The sequence below is a fragment of the Variovorax cryoconiti genome (genome assembly GCF_051216395.1).
In the GTDB taxonomy this organism is placed as follows: Bacteria; Pseudomonadota; Gammaproteobacteria; order Burkholderiales; family Burkholderiaceae_C; genus Variovorax.
In genome coordinates, this window is sequence record NZ_JBPJZI010000066.1 from 1 (window position 1) to 1,074 (window position 1,074).

At 64.5% G+C, this 1,074-nt stretch carries 1 protein-coding gene and 1 pseudogene; one reads left to right on the forward strand and one right to left on the reverse strand.

The genetic code is table 11. The annotated features are described in order from the left end of the window. A partial coding sequence (locus ACSFA2_RS25765) for a helix-turn-helix transcriptional regulator (RefSeq protein ID WP_435458164.1) occupies positions 1–601 on the forward strand: 601 nt, incomplete at its 5' end. 29 nt (positions 602–630) lie between these two features. Here the strand turns inward: ACSFA2_RS25765 and ACSFA2_RS25770 are convergent. Then, positions 631–1,074 (reverse strand): annotated as a pseudogene (locus ACSFA2_RS25770) (hypothetical protein); the annotation flags it as partial.

A 1,074-nucleotide genomic window follows, 5' to 3' on the forward strand; every position in this document is an offset into this window, starting at 1 on the left:
GCTCGACCTCGACGATGTATCGCTCGCGCGCTACCCCGACCTCGCGCCCTTCCTGTTCCAGGAGTACGTCGACTTCGCCTTCGACGAGACCGACTTCGCCCGCATCCGCGGCTGGCTCGACGAGCTGCACACACTGAACGCGGGCCGCAACTTCGGCGCCAAGATCGCGATGCGCGGCATCGTGCAGCAGATCATCGGACTGGCCTGCATGCGGCAGGAGCAGGCGCTGATGCGCCTTTCACTCCAGCACAACGGCAAGACATCGCAGCGCGATGCGCTGCAGCGCGTGGTGCGCTACGTGCGCGACAACCTCGACAAGCCGCTGTCGCTCACCGATGCGGCGGCCGCTGCATTCCTCTCGCCCAACTACCTCGCCAACCTGCTGCGCAAGGAAACCGACCGCACCTTCACCGACCTCGTGACCGAGCGGCGCATCGAGCGGGCGAAGGAACTGCTGTCGTCCACCTCGCTGCTGGTGCGCGAGATCGCGCACCAGTGCGGCTTCACCGACGAGGCGTATTTCAACCGGCGCTTTCGCCAGTGGGTGGGGACCACACCGCGCAATTTCAGGCGCGATCACGTGGTGGGTACGCGAGGCTGATTTCCCTCGGATCAAGTCTTCGCGACTGATCAGGCCTGGGTCACGCCGTCGATGGGACTTACGTCACCTACGAGCTGAAGCAAGTCCACCATCGTGAAAGTCCCAGGCGTGCGCGAGGGAAGAGTTGGCGTCCAGTCCGGGCCCTTCTTCCAAAGGTAGGACTCATGATCGCCGTGGACCAATCCGATGAAGACTTCCGCCACGATCCGCGCGCCCACAGGCCCCAACCGCTCGCCACCCTCCCTGACCGCTGCTTCCTTGAGGATGTAGTACCACAAGGGCGTCTGCTCATGCAGTCCCTGCGCCTTGGCCACAGCGCCGTCCGTGCCGGACGAGATCTCGGCGCTTGTCAGAGGGTTGGGCACTTCCATTAACTGCGCAACCGATTGGCCTGAAGGCGGTCCGAGCATCACGCCCCGCTTCAGGTTCAGGAACGGCAGGCTGGCGCCGCCAGGCAGCGTATGCAGCGTCTT